General features: G+C 60.4%; 20 protein-coding genes. 11 read left to right on the forward strand and 9 right to left on the reverse strand.

Annotation, left to right across the window (positions count from 1 at the left end; translation table 11 throughout):
* The first annotated feature begins 10 nt into the window (after positions 1 to 10).
* Positions 11 to 802: an aldolase gene (locus AC1DE4_RS04610; RefSeq protein ID WP_477880232.1), complete on the forward strand. Its 792-nt coding sequence runs from the start codon at positions 11 to 13 to the stop codon at positions 800 to 802.
* Between the two features lie 158 nt (positions 803 to 960).
* On the opposite strand, the gene AC1DE4_RS04615 is transcribed toward AC1DE4_RS04610, so the two are convergent.
* From AC1DE4_RS04615 to AC1DE4_RS04650, 8 genes are all read right to left on the reverse strand, one after another.
* Positions 961 to 3,090: a beta-galactosidase gene (locus AC1DE4_RS04615; RefSeq protein ID WP_477880234.1), complete on the reverse strand. Its 2,130-nt coding sequence runs from the start codon at positions 3,088 to 3,090 to the stop codon at positions 961 to 963.
* A 106-nt stretch (positions 3,091 to 3,196) separates the two neighbouring features.
* On the reverse strand, positions 3,197 to 4,072 hold the full coding sequence (locus AC1DE4_RS04620; protein ID WP_477880236.1) for a 2-hydroxy-3-oxopropionate reductase: 876 nt from the start codon (positions 4,070 to 4,072) through the stop codon (positions 3,197 to 3,199).
* Positions 4,069 to 4,869, reverse strand: a complete 801-nt coding sequence (gene otnI / locus AC1DE4_RS04625; protein WP_477880238.1) for a 2-oxo-tetronate isomerase — start codon at positions 4,867 to 4,869, stop codon at positions 4,069 to 4,071. The genes AC1DE4_RS04620 and otnI overlap by 4 nt, the downstream gene beginning before the upstream one ends.
* A 10-nt stretch (positions 4,870 to 4,879) precedes the next feature.
* Positions 4,880 to 6,589: an ABC transporter ATP-binding protein gene (locus AC1DE4_RS04630; RefSeq protein ID WP_477880240.1), complete on the reverse strand. Its 1,710-nt coding sequence runs from the start codon at positions 6,587 to 6,589 to the stop codon at positions 4,880 to 4,882.
* 10 nt (positions 6,590 to 6,599) lie between these two features.
* Positions 6,600 to 7,790, reverse strand: coding sequence for an ABC transporter permease (locus AC1DE4_RS04635; protein WP_477880242.1), 1,191 nt, complete (start codon positions 7,788 to 7,790; stop codon positions 6,600 to 6,602).
* Positions 7,791 to 7,800: 10 nt separating this feature from the next.
* Positions 7,801 to 8,787 (reverse strand): ABC transporter permease, encoded by a 987-nt coding sequence (locus tag AC1DE4_RS04640; RefSeq protein ID WP_018855635.1) that lies wholly within the window; start codon positions 8,785 to 8,787, stop codon positions 7,801 to 7,803.
* Between the two features lie 102 nt (positions 8,788 to 8,889).
* Positions 8,890 to 10,998 carry a family 10 glycosylhydrolase gene (locus AC1DE4_RS04645; RefSeq protein ID WP_477880244.1) on the reverse strand — a complete coding sequence of 703 codons (2,109 nt, stop codon included), beginning with the start codon at positions 10,996 to 10,998 and terminating at the stop codon, positions 8,890 to 8,892.
* 94 nt (positions 10,999 to 11,092) lie between these two features.
* On the reverse strand, positions 11,093 to 13,018 hold the full coding sequence (locus AC1DE4_RS04650; protein WP_477880246.1) for an ABC transporter substrate-binding protein: 1,926 nt from the start codon (positions 13,016 to 13,018) through the stop codon (positions 11,093 to 11,095).
* A gap of 182 nt (positions 13,019 to 13,200) precedes the next feature.
* On the opposite strand from AC1DE4_RS04650, the gene AC1DE4_RS04655 reads away from it, so the two are divergent.
* From AC1DE4_RS04655 to AC1DE4_RS04685, 7 genes are all read left to right on the forward strand, one after another.
* Positions 13,201 to 14,229: a LacI family DNA-binding transcriptional regulator gene (locus AC1DE4_RS04655; RefSeq protein WP_477880248.1), complete on the forward strand. Its 1,029-nt coding sequence runs from the start codon at positions 13,201 to 13,203 to the stop codon at positions 14,227 to 14,229.
* A gap of 93 nt (positions 14,230 to 14,322) precedes the next feature.
* Entirely contained in the window at positions 14,323 to 14,568 is a 246-nt protein-coding gene (locus tag AC1DE4_RS04660; protein WP_477880250.1) for a hypothetical protein, read from the forward strand.
* A 215-nt stretch (positions 14,569 to 14,783) separates the two neighbouring features.
* The gene (locus AC1DE4_RS04665) at positions 14,784 to 16,139 is read left to right on the forward strand and encodes an LLM class flavin-dependent oxidoreductase (RefSeq protein WP_477880252.1); all 1,356 of its coding nucleotides are present in this window, start codon (positions 14,784 to 14,786) and stop codon (positions 16,137 to 16,139) included.
* Positions 16,140 to 16,150: 11 nt separating this feature from the next.
* Positions 16,151 to 16,981 carry an ABC transporter ATP-binding protein gene (locus tag AC1DE4_RS04670; RefSeq protein WP_477880254.1) on the forward strand — a complete coding sequence of 277 codons (831 nt, stop codon included), beginning with the start codon at positions 16,151 to 16,153 and terminating at the stop codon, positions 16,979 to 16,981.
* Between the two features lie 23 nt (positions 16,982 to 17,004).
* Positions 17,005 to 18,081 (forward strand): ABC transporter substrate-binding protein, encoded by a 1,077-nt coding sequence (locus tag AC1DE4_RS04675; protein ID WP_477880256.1) that lies wholly within the window; start codon positions 17,005 to 17,007, stop codon positions 18,079 to 18,081.
* Between the two features lie 24 nt (positions 18,082 to 18,105).
* Positions 18,106 to 18,924, forward strand: coding sequence for an ABC transporter permease (locus tag AC1DE4_RS04680; protein WP_477880258.1), 819 nt, complete (start codon positions 18,106 to 18,108; stop codon positions 18,922 to 18,924).
* 2 nt (positions 18,925 to 18,926) lie between these two features.
* Positions 18,927 to 19,694, forward strand: coding sequence for an ABC transporter permease (locus AC1DE4_RS04685; RefSeq protein ID WP_477880260.1), 768 nt, complete (start codon positions 18,927 to 18,929; stop codon positions 19,692 to 19,694).
* Positions 19,695 to 20,031: 337 nt separating this feature from the next.
* On the opposite strand, the gene AC1DE4_RS04690 is transcribed toward AC1DE4_RS04685, so the two are convergent.
* Complete coding sequence (locus tag AC1DE4_RS04690) at positions 20,032 to 21,081, reverse strand: LacI family DNA-binding transcriptional regulator (RefSeq protein WP_477880335.1); 1,050 nt, start codon at positions 21,079 to 21,081, stop codon at positions 20,032 to 20,034.
* Positions 21,082 to 21,518: 437 nt separating this feature from the next.
* On the opposite strand from AC1DE4_RS04690, the gene AC1DE4_RS04695 reads away from it, so the two are divergent.
* The 3 genes from AC1DE4_RS04695 to AC1DE4_RS04705 all read left to right on the forward strand — a co-directional run bounded on the left by AC1DE4_RS04695 (position 21,519) and on the right by AC1DE4_RS04705 (position 25,168).
* Positions 21,519 to 22,481 carry a sugar-binding protein gene (locus AC1DE4_RS04695; protein WP_025658530.1) on the forward strand — a complete coding sequence of 321 codons (963 nt, stop codon included), beginning with the start codon at positions 21,519 to 21,521 and terminating at the stop codon, positions 22,479 to 22,481.
* An 80-nt stretch (positions 22,482 to 22,561) separates the two neighbouring features.
* On the forward strand, positions 22,562 to 24,103 hold the full coding sequence (locus tag AC1DE4_RS04700) for a sugar ABC transporter ATP-binding protein (protein ID WP_192240192.1): 1,542 nt from the start codon (positions 22,562 to 22,564) through the stop codon (positions 24,101 to 24,103).
* A 39-nt stretch (positions 24,104 to 24,142) separates the two neighbouring features.
* A complete protein-coding gene (locus AC1DE4_RS04705) occupies positions 24,143 to 25,168 on the forward strand; it encodes an ABC transporter permease (RefSeq protein WP_025658532.1) in 1,026 nt (341 codons plus the stop codon).
* Positions 25,169 to 25,248 lie beyond the last annotated feature (80 nt).

Genomic DNA, 25,248 nt, shown 5'->3' on the forward strand with positions numbered 1-25,248 from the left:
AGATTTTGTCATGGCCCATGAACTCAAGCGCGGACAATCCGCACCGGCAATACTGCGAAACACCGACCTCGACGCCCAGGAGGTATGGCAGGCGCGTGTGGATTTGGCCGCCTGTCTGAGGGCAGCCGCACGGCATGGCCTCGAAGAGGGGATATGCAATCATTTCTCCGCTCTCGTGCCGGGACATGCCGACCTCTTTCTTGTCAACCGGCTCGGCTGGGCCTTCGAGGAGGCAACCGCCTCCAGTCTCCTGATTTGTGATTTCGACGGCAATGTGCTGTCCGGCGACGGTGAACCGGAGGCGACGGCCTTCTTTATTCATGCCCGCCTGCACAAGATGGCGCCGCGCATTGGCGCGGCATTTCACACCCATATGCCAAACGCGACGGCGCTCAGCATGATCGAGGGGGAACCGCTTGTCTGGGCCGGACAGACCGCGTTGAAGTTCTATGGACGCACCGCGGTTGACACGGACTATCACGGTCTTGCGCTCGATGAGCGGGAAGGCGATCGTCTGGCAACCGTTCTTGCCGACAAGGATATTCTCTTTATGAAAAACCATGGCGTCATGGTCTGCGCGCCTAACATCGCGGAGGCCTGGGACGATCTCTATTATCTCGAGCGGGCGGCGGAGGCTCAGTTGAAGGCCATGAGCACAGGACGACCCTTGCTGCCGGTGAAGCCGGAAATTGCCGCTGCCACTGCAAAGCAGATGCGGGAAGGCGACCCAGAAAGTGCCCGCTTGCACCTGGAAAGCCTCAAGCGCAGACTTGATGTGACGGCGCCAGACTATAGGTCGTAGAGAAGGACGGCGATCGCGCAGATGTTCGATAGGGCACCGGCGCGTCCTTCCGACCAGCGAAAGGACGCGGGGGCAATATCGTCATGGGCCGATATACAACAGGCCCACCGTGCGACTTCCTCGAACTGCTGGCCGACCCGCGGCAGCCAATGACCCGGCTACCATTGCGAAACGGAATTCGGACGGAGAGGCAGGATCAACACGTCACGAGCCGCTACCTCGATATTGCCGTCACCATGGATTTGGTCGACCGGCCAGACAGGTCCGGCGAAGTCGGGCTGGCCCAGGCCTTCGGCGAGCTTCACTCTCGTTGACTGAGATGTCCGTGTTGGATTGACCAGCCAGAGGAAGCTGCCTTTCTCACCCTTGTGTACTCTGGCAAAAAGATTGCTGTTATCGAGTGTCACGTGCTTCGCGCGGCCGCTCCAGGCCAGCAGGGTGGCGAAGAATGCGCCGTTCTTCTTTCCGTCGGTGCGGTAATAGGCGACCGAGGGATTGGTACCGATCAACAGCGTTCGGCCCTTGCCGTATCTGTTCTCGACGATGGCAAGGCGGCCGTCCGTGAAATGGCCGCGGCCGGTACCGCCGGTCAGGCGGTAGGATTGCAGAAGGCCGCCGCCGTCAACCGCAAGGCCGTCCATGTCGAAATGGATGCGGTCCCCGATATCGGGCATGAACTCGACTGTTTCCTCATGCACACCAAAGACCGCGTCGAGGCCAAGGTTCGGTTGCACGGTGCCCACACGACCGCGATCGCCAAAATAACCGGGACACGCCTCGGCGATCAGCGTACCGCCTTTTTCCACCCAGGCTCTCATTTGGTCCGCCTGTTTCGCGGTGAACATGATGGGGTAGGGGAAATAGAGGAAATCATAGGCGTCGATATCGTCGATGTGTACCCAGTCCGGCTGGAGTCCGCTGTCGAGGAAGGCGCGATAGGCGCCCCACATGGCCTCCGGATAGGGCTTTTCCTTGCGGTCGTAATTCAGCAGATAATCCCATTCCTGGGTCTCGCGCACGACGAGGATGCCGATCTCGCCGCGTATAGGCTTGGCTTCCCAGAGAGCGGCCCGCGCCGGGTCGTTCGCCCATTTTGCCATGGCGCTTTGCATGTCCGAGCGGGACGTGCGCGAACCATCCATGCCATAGGCGCCGAAGGCGCCGAACAGCGGACCGTCGAGCAGTGGGCGCCAACGCAGGTTGAGCACGCCGCGCGCGCCTCCGGCAAGCGAGGTCATGCTCCAGATGCGGATATCCTCGGGCTCGGCAACCCGGCCGTCCTCCTTGTCGCGGCCGATCACCTGGGGCTGCAGCCAGAGCGGCCCGCCCTGACGCTCGGCGTGCCAGAAGGGCTTGCCGCGGGCCGCGGCCCGGTTGATGTCAACACCGTACCAGGTCTTCCAGGGCTCAGTGCCCTTGCGGGCCTGGATCCAGGTGAAGCCGTAGACCTCGACCTTGGAGGCGGCAAGCCAGTCGTCGCAGCCGTTCGACGCCATGTTGGGGATCGAGCCGGAGATGCCGTGTGCGGCGACGACGTTCATTTGATCGACGGCGCGGATGGTGTCGATGCGCCACTGCATCTGGTCGTAGAAATTGTCGCGCTTGAACTGCAGCCAGTCGATGCATTCGGGGTAGGGCGCCATATGAGCCGGCGGCTCGATATCCGCCCAATCGGCATAGCTATAGCGATTCCACGCCTTCGCCAGCACTTTCAGGCTGCCATATTTCTTCTCCAGCCAGATGCGGAAGGCAGCCTTGGCGTAGGAACTGTAATCGACATCGGCGGAATAGTTGCACTCGTTCCAGACATCGTATCCGTAGATCGCTGGATGATCCTTGTAACGGGAGGCAAGCGCCGTCAGGAATTTGCCGGCCGCTTCCTTCACCTCCGGGCAATTGAGCGTCAAGGCGCCCGCGCCGCCGCCATTGTTGGAAAAGCCGCCGGTTGCCGCCGAGACGCCCATGTAGGATCCGAGTTTCGTGCCGTCGGCATTGACCTGAAGCGCATCGGCGTATTTCCGCACCGCCCAGTCGGGCACGGCATGGATCAGTTCGGCAATGACCGTCTTGATGCCGTTCTTTGCGGCAAGGTCCATCTGGCGATCGTATTCCTCCCAGTCGTAGATGCCGGGTGCGGTTTCGATCGCGCTCCACATGAACCAGTGGCGGAAGATATTGAGGCCGTCTTCACGGGCCGTCGTGTAGTCGCGCTCCCAATCTTCGGGGGGCGGGTTGGACTTGCGGAAATAGACGGCGCCATAAGGGAACTGGATATCGTTTCTGAGCATTGTCCTGTCCTTTTCAATCACGTCCGGACATGCCTTCGGCGTCCGGAGACCCGCTCCGGTCAGGGCAAACGACAATGATGTCCGGGGTTGGTTTTGAGCGGTTCCTTTAGCGCGGACCTCCGGCAAGAAGATCGAGCGTTCGGATGAGGGCGGAATGGTCACGCTCGCCGTCGCCATTGGCAATCGCGGCGTTCATCAGTTGCTGCGTTGCAGCGGTGTTCGGTAGCGAGAGGTCAAGGGCGCGGGCAGCGTCGACGGCCAGTGTCATGTCCTTGCGGTGCAGACGGATGCGGAACCCCGGCTCGAAGGCTTCCGTGACCATGCGTTCGCCATGTACCTCGAGGATACGTGAGGAAGCAAAGCCACCCATCAGAGCAGAGCGAACCTTGGCCGGATCGGCACCGGCGGACCGGGCAAATAGCAGGGCTTCAGCAACCGCCTCGATTGTCAGCCCGACGATGATCTGGTTGGCGACCTTGGCCGTCTGGCCATCGCCGACACCACCGATCAATGTTATATTCTTGCCCATCTTCTCGAACAGCGGTCGAGCGCGCTCGAAGACATGCTGCTGACCGCCGACCATGATCGTCAGGGAGGCGGCCTTGGCGCCGACTTCGCCGCCGGAAACGGGCGCGTCGAGATAGTCGCAGCCGAGTGCCTCGATGCGACGGGCAAAAGCCTTGGTGGCCACCGGCGAGATCGAGCTCATGTCGATGACGAGTTTGCCCTCGCTCAGGCCGGATGCCACGCCGTCTGGACCGAAAAGCACCGCCTCAACATCGGGCGTATCCGGCAGCATGAGGATGACGATGTCGGAGGCTTCCGCCACCGCCTTTGCGCTGGCTGCGGACTTGCCACCCCTGGCGACGAGCTTTTGGGAGTTTTCCTTCACTCGGCTCAGATGCAGCGTATGGCCGGCATCGATCAGGTGCTCCGCCATCGGGCGGCCCATGACACCCAGTCCGATAAATCCGATATTCATATCATGTCCACTTCGGCTGACTCGAGATAGGGTTTCATCCAGCCGAGGCCTTCGCTGGTGCCGGCCCTCGGCTTGTATTCGCAGCCGACCCAGCCATCGTAGCCATGGCGGTCGAGTTCAGAGAAGATGAAACGGTAGTTGATCTCCCCGCTGCCCGGTTCGTTGCGGCCGGGATTGTCGGCGATCTGGACATGCGCGATCCTGTCGCGCAGCCGCGTGAAGGTCGGGATCAGGTCACCCTGCATGATCTGCATGTGGTAGAAATCGTACTGGATGTAGAGATTACCGGAGCCGACCTTGTCGAGGATCCGTTCGGCATGTTCCGTCGTCGACAGGAAGAAGTCGGGAATGTCGCGCAAGTTGATCGGCTCGATCAGCAGCTTCACGCCGGCATCAGCGGCGCGTGCAGCGGCATATTTCAGATTGTCGACCAGAACCCTCTCCAGCAGTTGGGGATCGGCGCCCTTCGGCACGAGACCGGAGATGACGTTGACCTGCGGGCAGTCGAGGGCCTTGGCATAATCGAGTGCGAGCGTGACGCCGTTGCGGAATTCGTCGATGCGATCAGGCAGGCAGGCAATGCCGCGCTCGCCGCCAGCCCAGTCGCCGGAGGGCACATTGAAGAGCGCCTGCTTCAGACCGCTTGCCTTCAGGGCGTCTGCGACCTTCTCCTTCGGCTCGGCGTAGGGACCGAGATATTCGAGCGCGCAGAAGCCGTCTTTTTCGGCGGCGGCAAAGCGGTCGAGGAAGGGAAGGTCCTGGTAGAGAAAGGAGAGATTGGCGGAGAATTTCGGCACTGGAAGGTCCTTATGCATTGGCAGGCGCAATGAAGCGATGCCGGTGCAGCATGCGCTTGTCGCGCGGATCGGGATTGGGAACGGCGGAGATGAGGCTCTTGGTGTAGGCTTCCCGCGGTGCGGTGCAAATCTGCTCGGCTTCGCCGAGTTCGACGATCCTGCCACGATGCATGACGGCGACGCGGTCGCAGAAGTAGCGAACCACGGAAATGTCGTGCGAGATGAAGATGAAGCTGAGATTCAGGCGCTGGCGGATATCGAGCAGCAGATCGAGGATCTGGCTGCGGATGGAGACATCGAGCGCCGATGTCGCCTCGTCGGCGATGATGATGCGCGGATCGAGCGCCAGTGCGCGGGCAATGCCGATACGCTGCCGCTGACCGCCGGAGAACGCATGCGGATAACGCTCCATGCCCAATGGATCGAGACCGACAAGCCGCATGAGCTCGGCGACCCGTTGTTCCAGCGCCTTGCCCTTGGCGAGCCCGTTGACGATGAGGGGATCGCCGATCACCTCCTTTACCGTCATTCGCGGGTTGAGCGAGGCGAAGGGGTCCTGGAAGACCAGCCGTACCTCGCGATGGAACCCGCGCAGTTCCTTCTTGCCGAGCTTCGTGACCTCGACCTCCTCTCCGCCCTTGCCGCGGTAGATGACGCTGCCAGTGGTCGGTTCGACAGTGCGCAGGATGAGCCGGCCGAGCGTTGTCTTGCCGGAGCCGCTTTCACCGACAATGCCGAGATTTTCGCCCGGATAGAGATCGAAATTGACGTCGTCGACGGCACGGAGCGTGTTGGCGTTGCCGTGCCAGCCAAAAGTCTTTCCGAGATTGCGCACCGAAAGCATCGGCTTCGGCGCCTCAGCCGACAGCGCGATTGCCGGCGACCTGCCTTCGACGTGATGGGTGAGCTTGACTGTCGAGGCGAGGAGCTGGCGCGTATAGGGATGTTCGGCCGCGTGGTAGATCGGGTCGACCGGGCCGCGCTCGACGATCTTTCCGAAACGCATGACAGCGACCTCGTCGGCGACTTCGGCGACCACGCCCATGTCATGGGTGATAAGCAGCATCGCCATGCCACGCTCCACCTGCAGGCGCTTGATGAGATCGAGGATTTCAGCCTGGGTGGTGACGTCGAGCGCCGTCGTCGGCTCGTCGGCGATCAGGATATCGGGATTGCCGGCAAGTGCCATGGCGATCATGGCGCGCTGGCGCATGCCGCCCGAGAATTCAAACGTATAGCGATCGGCCATCTTTTCGGGATTCGGGATTTCGACCTGGCGCAGCAGTTCGACTGTACGGGCGCGCGCCGCCGCCTTGTCGAGGTTGCTGTGCAGGCGTACGGCTTCGACGATCTGCGAGCCGATGGTGTGGACCGGTGACAGGGAACTCATCGGCTCCTGGAAGATCAGGCCGATGCGTCGGCCGCGAATTGCCCGCATGGCGCTGCTGGCAGGTGAAAACGTCGCGATATCGGTAATGGCGCTGCCATTGCGAAGCAGGATCCGGCCGCCGACGACGCGTCCGGCGCTGTCGACGATCTGCAGCAGCGAGCGGGCGGTGACACTCTTGCCGGAGCCGCTCTCACCAACGAGGCAAAGTGTCTGGCCCCGATTGAGCTGGAAGCTCACATTTTCGACGGCATGCAGGATATGGGTGCGCAGCCGGAAATCGATCGAGAGATTTTCGACGGACAGGACAACGTCATCGGGAAGGTCGGTCATTGCTTCCTCCTCAATTGTCATAGGGGTCGGCGGCGTCGCGCAGGCCGTCGCCAAAGAAGTTGAACGAGAGCACCGCGACGACCACTGCCAGCGACGGCCAGATCAACAGCCAGGGTGCGGTGGCGACCGTGCGGATGTTTTGAGCGTCCTGCAGCAGCACGCCCCAGCTGACCACAGGCGGCTTCAGACCGATGCCAAGGAAGGAGAGAGATGTTTCCGCGACGATCATCGTCGGCACGGCGAGCGTCACGACGGCGAGGATATGGCTCGTCAGCGATGGCAGGATATGGCGGAAGATCAGCCGCGCTTCACTTGATCCGTCGAGCCTTGCCGCAGTCACGAAATCCTCGCTGCGCAAGGCCAGGAAACGCCCGCGCACTTCGCGGGCAAGGCTTGTCCAGCCGAGCAGCGAGACGATGATCGTGATGACGAAATAGACACTGACCGGCGACCATGTCAGCGGGATCGCCGCCGCGAGCCCAAGCCAGAGCGGAATGGTCGGCATGGCACTTACCACCTCGATGATGCGCTGGATCAGTGTATCGACCCAGCCACCGAAAAAGCCGGAGATCGAGCCAAGTACGACACCCAGGATCAGCGACATGGCAACGCCGACAAGCCCGATGGACATGGAGACGCGGGTGCCGTAGATCAGCCGCGAGAGCACGTCGCGGCCGAGGCGGTCGGCGCCGAGGAGATACATTGGATCGTTCGGGTTGATCGGACCGATCAGGCGTCTGCTCATCGGGATGAGGCCCCAGAGCTTGTAGGCCGGGCCTTTGACGAAGAAGCCGATCGGCACAACCTTCGTATCGTCGACGACGAAGGTGCGCCTGAGCGCCACCTTGTCGATCTCGATCTTGTAGCCCTTCACATGAAAGTTGAACTCGGAGCTGCCGTCGGGCCTGGTCACGAAGAAACTCAAGCCCTGCGGCGGCGCATAGGTAAATTGCGGCCTGGAGGTCGAAGGCAGCCCGGGGGCCAGGAATTCGGCGAAGAGGCCGACGAGATAAAGCAGGAGAATGATAACGCCGGCGACCATCGCCACCTTCTGGCGGATCAGCTTGCCGGCGATCAACCGCCAGGGACCGACTGCGGCGGTCGAGACCGTCTTGCCCTGCTTCAGTGGGCTGATCGACGGACCATCGGCAACGATATGAAGAGGGCCGGTATGGGTTCCGAACGTTTCGTGCGTGCTCATCGGCCTCTCCTCAATCGAACCGGATGCGCGGATCGAGCAGCGCAAGCAGCAGATCCGACAAAAGCATGCCGACGAGGGTCAGCGCGGAGAGCAGGAGAATGAAGCTGCCGGCGAGGTACATGTCCTGCGCGACCAGCGCCCGGAAAAGCAGGGGGCCGGAGGTCGGCAGGTTGAGAACGATAGCCGTGATCGTCACGCCCGAGACAAGATGCGGCAGCACCCAACCGATCGCCGACACGAAGGGGTTGAGCGCGATGCGAACGGGATATTTGAGGATGACCTTGTATTCCGGCAGGCCCTTGGCGCGGGCGGTAATGACGTAAGGCTTGTGCAGTTCGTCTGTCAGGTTGGCGCGCAGGATCCGAATCATCGCCGCCGTTCCGGATGCGCCGATGATGATGATCGGGATCCAGAGATGGGTGAGAAAATCGCCGATCTTGGCGAGGTTCCAGGGTGCTTCTGCATATTCGGGCGAGACCAGCCCGCCAACACTCAGGCCAAGGTACTTGTAGGCAATATACATCAGCGTCAGCGCCAGGATGAAGTTTGGCACGGCAAGGCCAATGAAGCCGAAAAAAGTGAAGACGTGATCACCGATGGAATGGCGGCGCACGGCAGAATAGATTCCGATCGGCAGTGATACGATCCAGACGAAGAGGAGGCTCAGCAGCGAGATGACCAGCGTTGAGCCCATGCGCGCCCAGATCAGGCCCGAGACGGGCTGGTTCCATTCAAAGGACCAGCCGAAGTCGCCGCGGCTGACAATTCCCCACATCCATTTCAAGTACTGGACGTAGAAGGGGTCGTCGAAGCCGTAGATCTGTTTCAACCGTTCGATCTGCGCCGGATCGACGGCCTGGCCGCTGTCACTCATCGTCGCGATCATCGAGGTGAGATAGTCACCCGGCGGTAGCTGGATGATCAGAAACGAGATCAGCGACATGCCGAACAGGGTCGGTATCATGTAGAGCACGCGCCTGAAGATATAGCCAAGCATCGGAATGTATCTCCTCCCGTTGAGAGCGCCCCTGCGCCTTCGTCGGATATTCATCCGCTCCCGGCCGGCAGCGGCCGAAAGCGCTCCTCTGCGCACTGCACCTCATTTCCAGGAGAGGTGCAGCACCTCCAGCCGCTCGATCCCCGGCACCTCCACCTGTGCACGGCCATCCTTGACGCTGACGTTTGCGGCACGGTCGGCAACGACGAGCCAGGCCCGCGCCACTGACTTGCCGGCAGGAATTTCCACCGAAACGGTCTGCGCCGCCAGAGGGTAATTTTCGCGGATCGGTCCCTTCATCATCATCGGATTGGTGAGGTTGAAGAGGCTAAGCGCGATGCCGTCGGAATTTTCACGAAGGGCCAGATCAACGACGCCAGGACCCATGACAGTGACGCGCGGCGTCTTGCCGAGTGCCCAGTGGACGGCATTGGCGATCAGCCGGGCATGGTCAACGGCAAAGACCTCCCAGAAGATTTCGCCGATGTTCCAGGGAATATAGACTGCGCGGCCACCCGTGCCTGTCTCGCGCGCAATGACCGCGGCACCCTCCGGCGCCTTGCGCGGATAGACTTCTTCCATCGGCAGATCCGGGAAGTCGGGCACGTAGAGGAACGGGGTCTTGGAGCCGTTCGTGGCCTCGACCTGGAGAAGCCGTGTACCGCCCATGATGCGTTCGGCGCCTTCGTAGCCTTCGTTGATCGGATGATCACCGGAGAGCGCCACATAAGTGTTCTTGACGATGCCACGCGGTCCGGAGACGAATTTGGCGCCGAACAACTCGGAAAGACCGAATTCCTGGCGCTGCCTGCCGGTTTCGTCGCGCAGCGAGGTCTCGTAGGAAGCGATCACGCTGCCGCCGCGTTCGGCATAGGCGCGGATCGCAGCGTTCTGCTCGTCCGACAGGCAGGAGGCGTTGGCGAGGATAATGAGCTTGAAACGGTCGAGATTTTCCTTCGTCAGAACCTGGTCCGAGAGAAGCTCGAAGGGCAGGCGGGCCTCGACCAGGGCGTGATAGAAGCCGAGATCGTGTTTTTCGGCGTTGGGCCGCTCCTCCGGTGCCCAGTGGCGCAACGTCGTGGAGGGGTCGATGACGGCGATTTCGGCGGTGGGCTTCATGCTTTCGAGCACCGGCTCGACTGCCGCCTGCAGGGCGAAGGCGTCGGCGACAGGCTCGACCCAGCGCTCGTCCGGGACCACCCCGTTGAACTTGGTGAACCAGGCATAGAGGCCATGCGCTGTGCCGTCATTGATCCAGAGCTGCATCTCCTCGCCGGACGTGACCGCATCCTTCCAGCGATATTCCTCCTCCGGACCGATCGAGGTGATGAGGACGACAGGGCGATCCGGAAAGGTGGCGCGGATGCGCTTGCCGTTGCGTCCGGCCGACCAGCCGAGTTCCAGGCCCTTGCGGCCCTGGTGGTCAACAACGAGGAAGGGGCAATGCCGGGCAATGACCGACAGGTCGAATTCCATCAGCGAGGCACCGCCCATGTTCGGAATGAAGCTCGCATGCGGGCGGATCGCCTTTACCGCATCGTCCCATTGGGCGATCATGTCGGTGAGGACCCGGCGGCGCCACTGTACCCAGGCCTGCCAAGCCGGATCTTCCGCATCCGATATTTTTGGCAGGTCATGGCCGAACATGTCCTTGAAGCGGCGGGCACTGTCTTCGCTATAGTCGACGCCATGCCCCTGCCAGCGATTGGCAAAGACCGCATCAATATCGTATTTTCGGACGATCTCCTTGACGACCTCGGGCATGAAGACGGTATTGTAGTCGCCATAGGCATTGGTCACCCAGACATCGGGATAGGCCCAATGGCGGCGCGGCGTCCCGTCGGCGTTGATCATCACCCATTCCGGATGGGCCCTGGCGGCATCGTCATGGATTGCGTGTGGGTCGACACGAGCCATGACATGCATGTCGAGCTTGCGGGCCGCATCGACGAGCGCGCCGAAGATATCCTTGTCGCCGAGATATTTGCTGACATAGTGATAGGGCACTTCGCTCGGATAGTAGGCGATGTAGCCGCCGGCGCTAAGGCAGACTGCATTGGATCTCGTGCGCTTGAAGACGTCGACCCAGAAGGCGGGGTCGTACTTCTCCGGGTCGTCCTCGACGAAGGTCAGCTGGGTCCAGCGCGTCGCGTCCTTGAACCAGTCTGGCGTCCGGAGCGTTCCGGTGTTCTGTCTTCTGGCATCGAGCATCGGTTCATCCAATCGTTTGGCAAGAAGTCAACGAGGGATCTGCCGCCGGCCCAGGTCGGCCGGCGTCGGATACATGTCTGATCCTGAAAGACCGTCAGGCCTTGTAGAATTGCTCCGGCATGGTGGGAGCGGGTGTGGGCCAACCGAAGGAATTCGGCATGGTCCGCGTGATATTCTTCATGTTGTTCTTGACGATGCCGTAGCCGTCCGGGGGCTGCGAAATACCGAAGACGTAGAAGTTGTCGGCAGCACCCTGCAGGATCTTCTTCATGACTTCCTGCTGACCTGCGGGGTCGGCGGTCGCCTTCAGCTTGTCGTAAAGCTCGAGCAGCTTCCTGGTCTCCTCCGGCGGTTCTTCCGCATTTTCATTGTTTCGGTCGAGATACCAGAGCTGCCAGGCCGGGGCATACATCGCGTTTGAATCCGTCGGCACGTAGTAGCGCGGGTCGAGCATTGCGGCGACACCGCCATTGGCGCCGAATTGGTGGGCCGTGGCATCGAAGTCGCGGCCCTGGCGGACGCGTGTTTCCCAAAGCGACCGGTCCATCGTGCGCATCTGCGCATCAATACCGACTGCCTGGAACATCGGGATGACCAACTGGAAGAGATCGAGGAAGATCGCACGAGCCTGGTCGATCTCGAAGATGATCGTCAGGCGCCGACCCTGGTCGTCCAACCTGAAGTTCTGGTCATCGCGCTTCGGTATGATCTGGTCGAGCATGGCATTCGCCTTGTCGACATCATACGAGGTGAACTGCGTGGCGAGCTGCTCGTTATAGAGCGGATCTCCCTGCTTGATCGAGGGCTGGGCCGGCGCACCCTGGCCGACGAGGACGGCATCGATCAGCGTCTGGCGATCAAGCGCCGTCGAAAGAGCCGCGCGGAAGTCCTTGTTCCGGAAAAGCTTCCGTTTGGTCGCGTCGTTATGGTTCAGGTTGAAGATGAAGTTCATCACGTTGGCCTCTGTCGAGGAAAGCGTGTAGAAGTCGTAGCCGCCCTGCTCACGGGCATCGTAAAGCACCGATTTATTATTCGGCGTCGCGATGTACTGGTCCATCAGGTCAATCTCGCCTTGCATGGCCTTGAGAAGCAATACCTGCGGATCCGCCACCATCTGGTAGACGATCCGGTCCATATAGGGCAATTGATTGCCCGCGGTATCGACCTTCCAATAGAAGGGGTTGCGTTCAGCAATGACGCGTTCGGTATTTTCGCCGGGCGCGGTTGTGAACATCCAGGCGTTGAGGCAGGGCTTCTTCGAGGAATTGAGGAAGAATGCGTTGTCATCCTGAAACCCGGACGCCGCCTGGAAGGCCGCGATCCAGCTTTCGAAACCGCGTTGCTTGGCGAGTTCGTCGGCCTTCGGATTGTAGTCAATATGGAACTGTTCGAGATAGTGTTTCGGACAGCGGGTCGTGTGGTCGTTGTTGGCCCAGGCCACCTGGAGCGGAAACATACCGTTAGGTTTTTCGAAGATCACCTTGAAGGTCTGTTCGTCGACCACTTCAAGCTTGGCCGGCTTGCCGGCTGTCTTCCAGTGGCCCTGGCTGGTAACGGCGACGCGCTTGTCCGTCAGGACCGTATCATACCAGAACTTGACGTCCGCCGTCGTATAGGGCTGGCCATCCGACCACTTCATGCCCTTGCGAAGGCGAATCGTATAGACCTTGGATTCGGCATCGCCATCGAAGGCTTCCGCGACGTTGAGGGTGACACCTGACCAATCCGGCGTATAACGAAGCAGCGGCTCATAGGCCTGATAGCGGAAGAGCATGGACAGCGATCCGCCGCCGACCAGTGCCATATTCCAGTCGCCCCCGTATTTTCCGACAGTTTCTACCGGTTTGACGACGAGCGGGTTTGCCGGCAGCCGATCCGTGACCGGTGGCAGCGCGCCGCTCGAAACCTTTTCCTTGAGGACGTCCGCTTCCGTGTAGCCGGTCGCAAGAGCCGGCAGTGCAGGAAAAATCAGAACGGCCGAGGTCCCGGCCAGAAACGCACGACGTTTCAGCTTGATCATGGATATCTCCTCCAAAGATCCGCGCCCCTTTATTGTTGTTCTGCTCCCAGGCTTGGATGACGGGAAGATTACACTTGGATACTGTTAGGTAAAGCGTTATGTTTCGTTATCGATGAAGTTTGCTTTTTCAGATGAGGCAGTGTAGGCGAAGCGAAGATGGAACGACAACGCAGAGGTGCGGAGTGGGGAGCAGGGGACGAGTGACGTTGCAGACGATCGCGCGAGAGGTAGGCCTCTCGAAATATGCGGTCTCGCGTTCACTGGCGGGCAAGAGCGGCGTCAGCGAGGAAACGCGCGAGCGCATTCGCGAGATGGCCGTACGTCTTGGCTATGCCAAACCGGCGGCCCAGGCGGGCTCCAACGATATCGCCGTTGTTTTTCACGATCTCGATCCAGTCAACAGCGAGCTCTACATGCAGGTCCAGAATGGAATGCAGGGCGAAGCCCAAAGGCTCGGCATGGGTTTGCGCGTGCACTGGACGCATAGCGCTCGTCAGTTGGAAGATCTGGCCCGTGCCTGCGCCGGGCTGCTTCTCGTCGGCCCCCATGATCGCGAGGCGATTGCGGCTGCGACGGCGACCGGCATTCCGATCGTCCGGTTCGGCTGGATCGACCCGTTGGAGCAGGCCGATCAGATCACTGGCACGGACCATGAGGCAGGCCAGGCGGTCATCCAGTACCTGATCAATCTCGGCCATCGCTCGATTGCCTACGTGTCCGGTGCGCCCGGATACAGGGGACGCCGTGAGCGCTTCTACGGCGCTCGCGAGATCGCCGAAAGTCATGCCGACGTCGCGCTTCATGTGATGCAGTTCGACGAACAGGGAGCCTTCGCCGATGCTTTTCGCGCGCTGAAGGAGAGCGGCGTGCGGCCGACCGCGTTTTTCTGTGCCCATGACGGTCTTGCCCTGACCGTTGTCTCCGAATTGCTCGGTCAGGGTTATCGCATTCCCGACGACGTCTCTGTCGTCGGGTTCGGTGACTTTTCCCCGGCAACACAAATCTCGCCGCCGCTAACCACCGTGCGAATGGAGGGTCAGGAGTGCGGGGCGGTCGGCCTGCGCCTCCTGCTCGAGCGCATCGAGACGCCGCGGCGACCAGGCGACCCCGCTCGCCGCGTCAATATCGCCTCGCGCATTATCGAGCGCCGCTCGGCCGGTCCCTGCAAGGACATGCGCATTTCGGAAGATACTGCGAAGCCGTCACGCTAAACGACCGGCTTCCAAGCCATCGCATTTGCACCTCAGATGCAAAAATGGATGCCGGTCCGGATCTGTCCGGGGCAGGGACGCCGCCCCCTATACATGGCTGATGGTTCATGGACGAACCTGCCGAGCACGGAAATAGCCCCGCTCCCTGTCGCAAAAAAAGCGCGCGTCACCGATATTGGCGACGGGATAGAGCAGTTGAAGGCTGTCAATGAAGCGGCGGGCGGCCTCGCGGTCATCCGTCAACTCGAAGCCGACGAGAGCGCCGCAATGGCCCTGGCGCAGCTACGTCTGTGTCCGCTCGCCGCTGGCTGGCTTTTCGGTCCAGAAATATCTGATTGATTTTACGCAGAGAAGTTCTTTTCGAAGGCGACAATTGCGCCAGCGGCGCTATCGACGAAATATCTTTCCGACCGGTGCCACGGCAGAACGTCGTCATTCAAAAGGCGCCATTGCACGCGGCAAAAATCTCGCATCGACACAAGAAATAGAATACTATTTCTATAGATATTAATTGTTGCTGCTAGCCTATCGTCTCCCTCATCAAGGAGACACACATGAGTGCCGCGCGACCACAGCTCAAACTTGGCGCCTTCCTCTATCCGACGGGCCATCACGTGGCCGCGTGGCGGCACCCGGAAGCGCAGGCGGACGCCGGTTCCAATATTGCTCACTATATCGAGCTTGCGCAGCTGGCTGAAGCGGCGAAATTCGATCTCATTTTCATGGCTGACGGCGTTGGAACGCGCGGGACGGACATAGAGGCATTGAGCAGGACAGCTGTCCGCTATGTGGCGCAGTTCGAGCCGATTACCTTGCTGTCGGCTCTGGCGGCGGTGACCAAGCACATCGGATTCGTCGCCACAGCTTCCACCTCATACAACGAGCCCTACCATATCGCGCGGAAATTCGCCTCGCTCGATCACATCAGCGGCGGCCGAGCGGGTTGGAACCTGGTCACTTCGTCCAGCGAGCACGAAGCGCATAATTTTGGTCGCGATGAGCATTATGCACATGCGGAACGATACGAGCGGGCCGAAGAGTTTGCCGATGTCGTGCGCGGATTGTGGGACACCTGGGAGGACGACGCATTCCTGCGCGACAAGGAAAGCGGCATCTACTTCGATCCGGACAAGCAGCATATCCTCAATCACAAGGGCAAATTCTTCAAGGTTCGCGGGCCACTGAACGTCGCCCGTGCGCCTCAGGGTCAGCCAGTGCTCGTACAGGCAGGCTCGTCGGAACCAGGCAAGGAGCTTGCCGCGCGCACCGCAGAGGTTGTCTTCACCGCGCATCAGACAATCGAGGATGCTCGCGGTTTCTATAAGGATCTCAAAAACCGACTTGCCAAGTACGGACGCGGGCCGGAAGAGTTGAAGATCATGCCGGGGATCTTCCCGGTCGTCGGCCGGACACAGGCTGAGGCTGAGGCGAAATTCCAGGAAATTCAGGATCTCATACATCCGGTGGTCGGCCTGTCGATGTTGAACGGCATGACCGGTGGCGTTGATCTCTCGAAATATCCTCTGGACGGCCCCATCCCGGATCTCCCGGAAACGAACGCAAGCAAGAGCCGGCAAAAGTTGCTTCTTGATCTTGCCAGGCGCGAAAACCTGACGGTCCGCGAGCTCTATCTGAGGATCGCAGGCGCGCGTGGCCATTGGCAGGTCGTCGGCACGCCGAGCCGGATCGCGGATGAGATGGAGCAGTGGTTCACGACCGGGGCGGCAGACGGCTTCAATGTTATGCCGCCGCATCTGCCCGTCGGGCTAAGGGACTTCGTGGAGCTCGTGTTGCCGGAACTGCGGCGCCGTGGATTGTTCCGCACTGCATACCAGGGCAGGACGTTGCGCGAAAATCTTGACCTTAGCACACCCCGGCACCCGGCGCGCGTCCAGGCCGCGGCAGAGTAGGGGTGATCGACATGAACCGCCCCCATCTCACAGCTGAGCACATAACCCGGCAGTTCCAGATCGACGGGGAGCCGCTGATCGCGCTCGACGACATTAATCTGGATATTGCCCAGGGCGAGTTTGTCACTGTTGTCGGTGCCAGCGGCTGCGGAAAGTCGACGCTGTTGCGTCTCTTCGCGGGCCTGGATATCGCGACATCCGGCACCATCCGCCATGCGGACGAGCAAGTGGTCGAACCCAGCCTTCATCGGGGCATCGTCTTCCAGGAACCGCGCCTCTTCCCCTGGCTGACGGTCGAGAAAAACGTCTCTCTTGGCCTTCTGAACAGCAAGCTGACCAAGGCGCGAGAGGCAGAGCTTGTGCGCGAACATCTGGAGCTTGTCGGACTTTCCCGTTTTGCCAATGTCTACCCGCATCAATTGTCCGGGGGAATGGCGCAGCGTGCCGGCATTGCCCGTGGCCTGGTCAGCCGGCCGAACGTCCTTCTGCTCGACGAGCCTTTCGGGGCACTCGACGCCATCACCAAGGCACGCCAGCAGGACGAGCTGCAGGAGATCTGGGCGAAGGAAAACATCACGATGGTTTTGGTGACGCACGACGTGGAAGAAGCGGTCTATCTCGGGGATCGCGTCGTGGTCATGTCGCCGCGTCCGGGCCGCATCCGCGAAGTGGTACCGGTCAAGCTGGCGCGCCCACGCCGGCGTACATCCAGCGATATTGCCAACGTACGCGACCGCGTCCTGAAGAGCCTTCATGCGACCGGCGAAAGCACGCAGCCCAAGGGGTTGAAATCAGCCGATGACGGCAGCCACGTCGAACGTGCAGTCGCACTCGCCAGATAAGCTTCAAAAAACGGAGAGAAACCATGAAACGCGCATTTCTGTCACGCGTGGTCGCCGGCCTCGCACTGATGCTCGCGACCGCCCCGGCCTCGATCCGCGCCGAGGAACCGCTGGTCATTCATGTCGGCTATGCCGCCATTGGCGTCGACAATCGTCCTTACGCGGAAGGCACATCTGCCGCGACCGCCCGGGCAGGCGAATTTCTGGAGAAGGAATTTGCCAAGGATCCGCACATCAAGATTGAATGGACCTTCTTCAAGGGCGCAGGCCCTGCCGTCAACGAAGGCTTTGCGAATGATCAGCTCGACTTCGCCTACCAGGGTGATCTTCCCTCGTTGATCGGCCGTGCCAACGGGCTGAAGACCAAGTATCTCCTGGCAAGCGGAGCGAGAAAGCCGCTCTATCTCGCCGTCGCCAAAGATAGCGGCATTAAAACTATCGGGGATCTGAAGGGCCGCAAGATAGCCCTCCAGCGCGGCACGAACGGTCATCTGGCTGCCATCAAGGTGCTGGAGGCCAATGGGTTGACGGAGCGCGACGTTCAGGTCGTCAATCTCGACAGCGCAGGCACGGTTGCTGCTTTGACCAGCAAGGACATCGACGCCGCATTCGGCGATACGCAGCTGATCAACCTCGCCACCAAGGGTGCAGCCGATATCATCTATACCACCAAGGGGGACGATCCGCGCTTCGGCCGCAATGCCGGCGTCATTGGCCGCCAGGCGTTCATCGATGCCCATCCTGACATAACCCAGCGGGTCGTCGATGCTTTCGTCAAGGCGGCGCAATGGTCGTCGGACGAGCCGAACCGCACCGCACTTCTCGAGCTGTGGCACAAGTCCGGGACGCCAGTTCCAATTCTGGAGGAATACTTCAAGGGTGACACGCTCGCCTACCGAAACTCGCCGCTGATCGATGACCTGCTTGTGTCGCAATACAAGGAGCAGGCGGCGAAGAGCAAGGAATTCGGCCTCATCCGCCGTGATGTCGATCTTGAGGGCTGGTTCGAGCCTCGCTACCTCAAAAGCGCCATTGAACGGTTCAACCTGCAGCACTTCTGGCAAGCCTATGGCGCTGACGGCAAGCCGCTCGCCTCGTAAGCAGAGCATTGGAGCAGCAGGCTGATGGCAATTCCTCTTGAAATCGCCGGTGATGACGGCATCCCGAACTGGCGCAGGTTTTTCAAGGGACGGTTCTCTTCGCTCTCGGCCTTGCTTCTTCCCATGTTGTTGATTGCCCTCTGGTGGCTCGCCTCCGCGAGAGGCTGGCTGCCAGAGCAGATCCTTCCGGCGCCGTCCTATGTACTGCAGACCGCCGGTGACATGATCATGAGCGGGGAGCTGCTTTACCATGCCGCAGTCAGCTTGCGCCGCGTTATCTTCGGCTTCGCCATCGGCGCGGGGTTGGGATTGGGTCTCGGCATCGCCATGGGCCTGTCTGCGCGCCTGGAAGACTATATTAAGCCGACGTTCCTAGCCTTCGCACAGATCCCGACGCTTGGATGGATCCCGCTTCTGATGCTGCTGGTCGGCATCGAGGAGACACTGAAGATCATCATCATCGCCAAGGGCGCTCTCGTGCCGATCACGCTCAATACCTTCTCCGGCATCCGCAGTGTTCCTGGCAAATACGTGGAAGTCGGCAAGGCACTGCGTTTCAGCCGGTGGCAGACGCTTCGCCTGATCGTACTGCCGGGCGCAATTCCTTCCATTTTTACCGGTATCCGCTATGGCCTTACGCACGCATGGACTTCGCTTGTCGGGGTCGAGCTCCTGGCGTCATCCGAAGGGCTCGGCTACCTGCTCGTGTGGGGAAGACAGATGTTCTGGCTTGATACCGTGATCATCGCGATGATCGTGATCGGCCTCATAGGCTTTGCCATGGACAAGGGCCTGAATGGCGCCGAGGTCTTCATCCAGCGCTGGAAGAAAGAAGGACTTTGACGATGGCCGAAGCGTCAACAAGGCTTGTCCGTATAAGACGTGGCCTCACCCTTCCTCTTCTTCTTCTCGCCGTGTGGGAGGCCTCCAGCCGCCTCGGGCTCGTTGATCCCCGCTTTCTGCCAGGGATCGAAGATGTCGTCCTGACCGCCAAGCGCGAGATCATCGACAATGGTCTGACGGGCCAGCTCACAGCCAGTCTGTTGCGCAATATCGCAGGTTTTCTGATTGGCTGCATCCTCGGCGTCAGTTTCGGCACGCTCGTTGCCGTGACGAGGATCGGAGACAGGCTGGTCATGCCGACCTTCAACGGCCTGAAGCAAATTTCTCTGCTTGCCTGGATACCGCTCATTTCGGTGTGGTTCGGTTTCGGCGAGCAGGCGAAGGTGGTCTTTGTCGCTCTTGCAGCTTTCATTCCCATCGCCCTCAACACTTATGACGGTATCAAGGACGCGCCTTCAGAGCTGGTGGAGGTCGGTCGGGCGCTGCGGTTTCGACCCTGGCAGCGCGTTGCCAGGATCTACCTGCCGTCAGCTCTCCCGGCGATCGCGACCGGCATCCATCTCGGCCTCATCTATTCGTGGCTGGCGACCGTCGGGGCGGAGTATTTTCTTGCGGTCGGTCCAGGCATCGGCGGCCTGGTCATTGCTGGACGCGAGCGCTTCGACATGGCACTCGTCATGGTCGGGGTCATCATTCTCGGCCTTGTCGGCTTTTCACTCAACAGGCTCGCCGGTGCGGCAGAAGCCAGGCTGCTGCGCTGGCGGGCCTGAGTCGGAAACCTGACGATGTTGGTGTGCGGCTTAAGTGGTGGTGTCGGCAACGAGATTGGGAACCTGTTTCAACCGGTCGAGATCGGCAACGGCGAAGCCGGAGCCGGACCGGGACCGGCAGACAGTCCATAACCGGACAGGAACTTGCCCGTTCCGGCGAAGCGCCTGTCGAGCTCGTCGCAAGATGGATGGCATCCTCACCGCCCGCCACTTTCCAGGGTTGGTCAAACCGGGGGATTGCGTGGCTGTCGTCGCGCAATAACCGCCTCGATGAGGAGCCTATGTGAGTGGGGGAAGGTATCTGACCACATTTGCTGGGATTGCGCCGCCGACCGCACTATTGCGCATTTTGCTCGCTGTGGTGGATTCTTGGCCTTTTGACCGGAGGTGCCGCGACAGAGTGACGTTTGACGAGAGAGCATTCGAGCTTCGTAATCGGATACCGCTTCTTGCCAGGAAGGCTTTCCGGATTGAGATGTTCGATCGACCATTGGCCCATGGCGAGATGGGGAAGGACAGACGTCGTCAGCGGGGGAACGAGATGTCGCGATATGTCTTCGTCGTCGTAACCCACAACCGACATGTCCTGGGGAATGCGAAGACCCGCATCCTTGAGGGCTTCGTAGCACCCGATCGCAGTTCTGTCATTCTGGCAGAAGATCGCTGTTGGCGGCTCCTTCAGAGCCAGCAGCTTCATTGTCGCAGCATAGCCGGCGCTGGCCGACCAGTCGCCTTCGATGACCAGTTCGGGATCGAAGGGAATATCGGCTGTCGCGAGCGCGCGGCGATATCCGGTAAGACGATCCTGCGCAGCCTGCATCCAGATTTCGCCGGTGATCGTGGCGATGCGATGGTGTCCATGGGCGATCAGATGTCGGGTGGAACTCTGTCCTCCCGCAATCTCGCTCGGTACAACGCAAGGGAAGGCGTAATCCGCCGTATAACAGTTGAGCAGCACCGTCGGGATGTTGAGCTTGTAAAAATAGGCGGGAAGCTCAACCTCGCGCGTATAGATCGTCATGTAGATGAGCGCCGATATGCCGCCGCTCGTCAACGCTTTTATGGCCTTCGGCTCCATGACGGGATCGCTCAGCGTTTGCGTCACCAACAGGACATTGCCTGCGTTCCATGAGGCTTGCCGCGCGCCTTCAATCGCAACGATCGCTTCCGGGCTGGTCGCGAGCTGGTCGACGGCAAACCCGATCACATTGTCCAGGCCCGAGTAAGAGGTCGGCGTTGCATATGTCGCTCCCATATAGCCAAGTGCCCGCGCTGCCTCAAACACGCGCTCGCGGGTCAACTGCGAGATGCGGGTGCCGGGCGTGTTGTTGAGCACGAAGGAAACGGCAGCCTGCGAGCAACCGGCCGCCTTGGCAATATCCATCATTGTCACGCGCTCGGGGCGAGCGGCCTTTCGGTTGCGTGCAGGCTTCCTTGCCGCGGGCTCGTGTTCGTCCAAGATCTTGGTTTTTCGCATCCGTGGAGGTCCGTTACCCATATTTGGTCAAGGTGTTAATTTGCTCACCATTGGTAATTAATATTACCACTGATCAGTCTGCGTTAGCAATCGCATGAAGTGACATACTTGTGCGCCGCTGCTGGCCATATCCGAACGCGAAAATGCATTTCCGCTGCCATTCTATGAAATGTTTTGATCTGCATTGATAATACTATTTACTAATTAAAATTCTTGTATACCGTCATGGAGCGATCGGAACCCTATGCCATTCGTCGCTTCGCGACCGCCCTAGGAGGGGGCGCGCATCCGGCCGGCCGCAAGTTGCAATCGGGCCCTTGCTACTGCGGCCCTTCGGGAGGTGTATTATGAATCAGCTGAAACGCAATGCAGCCTTGTTTTTCGCCGGATTGATGCTGAGTGCCGCGCCTGTTGCGGTATCCCATGCCGCCGACAAGCCGACCTTGGCCTTCGTGGTTAACGGGGCTTCCGACTTCTGGAAGGCTGCCGAGGCCGGCGTGAAGAAGGCCCAGGGCGAGATGCCAGACTACGACATGCAGCTGAAATATCCTGAACAGGCGTCAGTCGCCGTTCAACAGCGCCTGATGGAAGACCTTGTGAGCGCTGGCGTCAAAGGCGTCATGGTTTCCGCCGTCGATCCTAAGACCCAGACGGACGGCCTGAACAAGATCGGTTCGCAGACTGCACTCTTTACCACCGACAGCGACGCGCCCCAGACCAACCGTGTCGCCTATATCGGCTCGTCCAACGTCGATGCTGGCAAGCAGGCCGCTGAAATCGCCAAGAAGGCAATGCCTGATGGCGGTAAGTGCATCGGCTTCGTCGGACTTCTTGGCGCCGACAATGCCAAGGAACGCATCCAGGGCATGAAGGACGGGCTGAAGGGGACGAAGATCGAGCTGACGGACGTTCGCGGCGACGACATCGACCAGACCCGTGCCAAGAAGAACGTCGAGGATGCGCTGGTTGCCAGCCCCGACGTGACCTGCATGGTCGGCTTCTATTCCTACAACACGCCACGCATCTATGAGGCGCTGCGTGACGCAGGCAAACTAGGCCAGATCACCGTCGTCGGCTTCGATGACGATCCGATCACGCTTGGTGGCGTCAAGGAAGGCACAATTGCGGCGACCGTCGTGCAGCAGCCGTTCGAATGGGCCTATCAGGGCATGAAGCTGATGGCAGCCTATCTCAAGGGCGACAAGTCTGGCGTTCCAGCCAACGGTCTGATCATCATCCCGACCGTCATCATCGGCAAGGATGATGTCGACAAGTATGCTGCCAACCTGAAGGCCATGGCCGGCAAGTAATCCTTCCTTGCGGCGGTGGCGCCAGTCGCCGCCGCAAGTGACGTGTTGTGCCGACAGCATTTAGCAGCCATGGACAGGCGATGAACCACAGCTCCGATATCCCGTCACCGGACGCGCCCGCGACACCGTTCCTTTCGCTTTCCGGTGTGGGCAAGACTTATCCGGGCGTCGTCGCACTTGACGGCCTGTCAATGGACATCATGCCGGGCGAGGTGATCGGCCTCGTCGGCGAGAACGGGGCAGGAAAGTCGACGCTCATGAAGATCCTCGGCGGCGTGATCGCGCCCGACCGGGGCACGATCCTGCTCGACGGGGCGGAGCTTCGTTCGCTTACCGTGGAATCGAGCATCTCGTCCGGCATCGCCTTCGTCCACCAGGAACTCAATCTCTTCGAAAACCTCGACGTCGCCGCCAATATCTACCTGGGCCGCGAACCACTGAAGGCCGGGCCTCTCAAGCTCGTCGATCGTGATCGACTGAGGGAGATGGTAAGGCCGCTCCTGAAGCGTGTGGGGGCGCATTTTTCCGCCGACACGCCCGTGGCGTCGCTTTCGCTTGCCGAGCAGCAGATGGTGGAAATCGCCAAGGCATTGTCGATCAACGCGAGGCTCGTCATCTTCGATGAGCCCACATCCAGCCTTCCGTTGGCCGAAACCGAGCGGCTTTTGAGCATCATCAAGTCGCTGAAAGCAGATGGCATCAGCGTCATTTTCATCTCGCATCGCCTCCACGAGGTCGAGCGCGTCGCCGACCGCGTGGTCGTGCTACGCGATGGCACGCTCGTCGGTACGCTTGCAAAGGCCGAGATCGGGCACGACCAGATGGTCAAGCTGATGATTGGCCGGGTGCTTGCGGCGCGCACCGCCAAACCGCAACGCGCGCCCGGCTCGGTTGCGCTGACGGCAAGCGGCGTGCGCACCGAGGCCTATCCATCCCGCCCTGTCGATCTGGACATCAGGTACGGAGAAATCCTCGGACTTGCCGGCCTTGTCGGCTCGGGGCGCACCGAGCTTGCAAGGGTGCTCTTCGGCATTGACCGGAGTTACGGCGGAGCCATTCTGCAGGACGGACAGCAAATCGCGGTCGGCTCCGCGCGTGTTGCCGTGGCTCGCGGGATCTTCCTGGTGCCGGAGGATCGCAAGCGCAACGGCATTCTTCTTGATTTCCCGATTGCCCAGAACATTACCCTTGCCGACCTTCCAAATCTTGCCAACCGCCACATGCTGTCTGCCGACCGGGAAACGGCGGCGGCTGAAAAGCAACGCGCTCGCCTTGGCATCAAGGCGCCCTCGGTTTCGACCCGGACCGGCACTCTGTCGGGCGGCAATCAGCAGAAGGTGGTGCTTGCCAAATGGCTATCGATGAACCCGAAGGTGATGATCTTCGACGAGCCAACGCGCGGCATCGATATCGGGGCGAAGAATGAAATTTACGGGCTGATGCGGGCCCTTGCCGATGCTGGCGTCGCCATCCTGATGATCTCAAGCGACATGGAAGAGGTGATCGGCGTTTCCGACCGCATTGCCGTCATGCATGAGGGCCAGATCGCCGGGATTCTGGAAGAGGATGACTTCAGCCAGGAAAGCGTCCTTTTGCTTGCCGTCGGCAAGAGAGTAAAATAGCGGCTGCGGCCATCGTAGGTATCGGGGAACGGATCTCGAATGATCAAGAAAGACCTTGGACTGCTGCTTTTGATTGTCGTCGTCGGCATCGTCGTCGCCATCATCAATCCGCGCTTCCTGCTGCCGATCAACCTGGCGAACACCGCCAACCTGATCGGACTGTTTGGCATCCTTTCGATCGGCCAGGCCTTTGTCATCATTACCGGTGGCATCGAGCTTTCCGTGGGTTCGCTCGTCGCGCTTCTTGGCGTCCTTTTCATCGATTTCATTGCTGTCCAGGACATGTCCTGGATGTTGGCGCTGCCGCTCATCCTCGTGCTTGGGGCGGTCATCGGTGCCATTCATGGCTGGCTGATTACCAGGCTCAATCTGCAACCCTTTGTCGTCACCTTGTGCGGCTTGCTGATCTATCGTGGGGCCGCGCGCTTCTATACTGCCGACGGGACGGCGGGATTTGCCTTCGGCCAGAATTTCCCCGACCTCGAATTCCTGACCGCGGGCCGCTTCTATGGTGTTCCAAACACCTTCATTGCGCTCGCCATCATCACGGTGGTCATGTGGGTGGTGTTGCACCGCTCCGTCTTCGGGCGTTATCTTTATGCAATCGGCAAGAACGAGGAAGCGGCCCGTTATTCAGGCATCCGCACCGGCCGAATGATCATGTCGGCCTATGTCATCTGCGGATTGCTCACGGCGCTCTCGGCGATCTATTTTGCCATGTATACGCGCTCGATCTCACCGGCGAGCCATGGACAGTTTTACGAGCTCTATGCGATCGCCGCTGCCGTGCTTGGCGGGTTTTCGCTGCGCGGCGGCGAGGGATCGATCGTCGGTGTCGTGCTTGGTACAGTCTTGCTTCAGGAATTGCAGAACCTTGTGAACTTGCTCGGCATCCCGTCGTCGTTGAACTTTGCCGTGATGGGTGGCGTGATCCTCATCGGCGTCCTTATCGACCAGCAATGGCATGCGATCCGGGCACAGCGCCGCCTCGTGGCAGCAGCTCGACAAACTGAAGGCCGCCTGCACGACGACGGTTCGCTGCCGGTGGTTGCACGTCAGGACTAGAGCAGCGGGGCCATTCCATGCTGCGCCATACGACTTAAACCAATGCGTCCGGGTCATTGAAGACCGGAAGCGGATGAAAA

This window comes from Rhizobium sp. 10N414 (genome assembly GCF_056394785.1).

Coding starts and splice junctions, on each gene's coding strand:
- AC1DE4_RS04610 (WP_477880232.1), top strand. CDS start 11: ATGGCCCATGAACTCAAGCGCGGACAATCCGCACCGGCAATACTGCGA.
- AC1DE4_RS04615 (WP_477880234.1), bottom strand. CDS start 3,090: ATGCTCAGAAACGATATCCAGTTCCCTTATGGCGCCGTCTATTTCCGC.
- AC1DE4_RS04620 (WP_477880236.1), bottom strand. CDS start 4,072: ATGAATATCGGATTTATCGGACTGGGTGTCATGGGCCGCCCGATGGCG.
- AC1DE4_RS04630 (WP_477880240.1), bottom strand. CDS start 6,589: ATGACCGACCTTCCCGATGACGTTGTCCTGTCCGTCGAAAATCTCTCG.
- AC1DE4_RS04635 (WP_477880242.1), bottom strand. CDS start 7,790: ATGAGCACGCACGAAACGTTCGGAACCCATACCGGCCCTCTTCATATC.
- AC1DE4_RS04640 (WP_018855635.1), bottom strand. CDS start 8,787: ATGCTTGGCTATATCTTCAGGCGCGTGCTCTACATGATACCGACCCTG.
- AC1DE4_RS04645 (WP_477880244.1), bottom strand. CDS start 10,998: ATGCTCGATGCCAGAAGACAGAACACCGGAACGCTCCGGACGCCAGAC.
- AC1DE4_RS04650 (WP_477880246.1), bottom strand. CDS start 13,018: ATGATCAAGCTGAAACGTCGTGCGTTTCTGGCCGGGACCTCGGCCGTT.
- AC1DE4_RS04660 (WP_477880250.1), top strand. CDS start 14,323: ATGGCTGATGGTTCATGGACGAACCTGCCGAGCACGGAAATAGCCCCG.
- AC1DE4_RS04665 (WP_477880252.1), top strand. CDS start 14,784: ATGAGTGCCGCGCGACCACAGCTCAAACTTGGCGCCTTCCTCTATCCG.
- AC1DE4_RS04670 (WP_477880254.1), top strand. CDS start 16,151: ATGAACCGCCCCCATCTCACAGCTGAGCACATAACCCGGCAGTTCCAG.
- AC1DE4_RS04675 (WP_477880256.1), top strand. CDS start 17,005: ATGAAACGCGCATTTCTGTCACGCGTGGTCGCCGGCCTCGCACTGATG.
- AC1DE4_RS04680 (WP_477880258.1), top strand. CDS start 18,106: ATGGCAATTCCTCTTGAAATCGCCGGTGATGACGGCATCCCGAACTGG.
- AC1DE4_RS04685 (WP_477880260.1), top strand. CDS start 18,927: ATGGCCGAAGCGTCAACAAGGCTTGTCCGTATAAGACGTGGCCTCACC.
- AC1DE4_RS04690 (WP_477880335.1), bottom strand. CDS start 21,081: ATGATGGATATTGCCAAGGCGGCCGGTTGCTCGCAGGCTGCCGTTTCC.
- AC1DE4_RS04695 (WP_025658530.1), top strand. CDS start 21,519: ATGAATCAGCTGAAACGCAATGCAGCCTTGTTTTTCGCCGGATTGATG.
- AC1DE4_RS04700 (WP_192240192.1), top strand. CDS start 22,562: ATGAACCACAGCTCCGATATCCCGTCACCGGACGCGCCCGCGACACCG.
- AC1DE4_RS04705 (WP_025658532.1), top strand. CDS start 24,143: ATGATCAAGAAAGACCTTGGACTGCTGCTTTTGATTGTCGTCGTCGGC.